1 protein-coding gene and 1 riboswitch are annotated in these 1,459 nt (G+C 26.9%); the gene reads left to right on the forward strand.

The window, feature by feature from the left end; genetic code table 11:
• Positions 1-174 precede the first annotated feature (174 nt).
• A riboswitch (purine riboswitch) is annotated at positions 175-275 on the forward strand.
• 89 nt (positions 276-364) lie between these two features.
• Positions 365-937, forward strand: coding sequence for a xanthine phosphoribosyltransferase (locus ACQPUW_RS17210; RefSeq protein WP_430838666.1), 573 nt, complete (start codon positions 365-367; stop codon positions 935-937).
• Positions 938-1,459 lie beyond the last annotated feature (522 nt).

Genomic DNA, 1,459 nt, shown 5'->3' on the forward strand with positions numbered 1-1,459 from the left:
GGGAGACTGTGTGGGAGAGTAGGACGTTGCCAGGTGAGTAACGAAAAGAGATAGTTTAATTACTATCTCTTTTTTTTTATATGATAATGTAAAATAATCATATTATTTTACATTATCATATAAAAAAATTATAAAAATGCTTGTACTCACAGGTATATAATGATATATTATATTAAAAATTATTTTTATTAAATTCGTATATGCTCAATTAAAGTTATGGCTTGAGCGTTTCTACAAGGAGCCAAATCCTAACTACGAATATATAGTGAAGTTTTATATAAACTATATGTTCCTAGACTAAAGTGGTCTAGTTTTTTTGTTATTAGGATCATTTATTTAAGATATTAAGGAGAGGAACATTAAGATGGAATTATTAAAAGATAAGATAAGACAAGATGGAAGAGTAAGAGAAGGAAACATATTAAAAGTAGATAGTTTTTTAAATCATCAAATGGATATTAAGCTTCTAAATGAAATAGGAAAAGAATTTAAAAGAAGATTCGAAGATGAAAAGATAGATAAGATATTAACTATAGAAGCATCAGGAATAGGTATAGCAGCGATAGTTGCTCAATACTTTGATTATGTTCCAGTTGTTTTTGCAAAGAAAACTGAAAGTCTTAATTTAGATAAAGAATTATATGAAGTTAAAGTTCACTCATTTACTAAGAATAAAGAGTATAGTGTTAGAGTTGGAAAGAGATTTTTAAATAAAGGTGAAAATATATTAGTTATAGATGATTTCTTAGCTAAAGGATGTGCATCAAAAGGATTAATAGAATTAGTTAATCAGGCAGAAGCAAATTTAGCAGGAATAGGTATAGTAATAGAAAAGGGATTCCAAGAAGGTAGAAGTGTATTAGAATCTCTAGGGGCAAGAGTTGAATCATTAGCAATAATAGATAGTATAGATAATGGGGAAGTAACATTTAAGTAGATATACATTTAGAGGAAAGAAAATATATTTCTTTCCTTTATTTTTATATAAAGTCTTTATAATAGATTATTTATAGAGCGGCTTATTTTAGGGTTTTGCATATATTACATAAATAAAGGAAGTAATATAGCATGAAACTGGACCTAGTGTATCAATAGTAGTATAACGTAAGTATTTAAAGTAAATAGGAGTAATACATAAATAAAACAATTTAATAGCAATATTTAATTATAGAACATGGTATATATGTGATATTATTAACTTCGTTGCTTAGGCAGACACTACTAGAAACAAGAAGTAAGACATAAACAAATGTCGAAAAATGTTGACAAGTAATCGTTTAAGTGATACAATGATTAAGTTGCTAAAGGGAGTAGAAAACACCTTAAAACTCAGAAAAAACTTCTGAAAAAAAGATGTTGACATAAAACTTCTTAAGTGATATGATAATCAAGTCGCTTGAAGGCGACGAGATAAAATGGTCTTTGAAAATTGAACAGAATATATAAAACATTTAAACAA

Source organism: Clostridium sardiniense, from assembly GCF_050584765.1.
Taxonomy (GTDB): domain Bacteria; phylum Bacillota; class Clostridia; order Clostridiales; family Clostridiaceae; genus Clostridium; species Clostridium sardiniense_A.

Coding starts and splice junctions, on each gene's coding strand:
- ACQPUW_RS17210 (WP_430838666.1), top strand. CDS start 365: ATGGAATTATTAAAAGATAAGATAAGACAAGATGGAAGAGTAAGAGAA.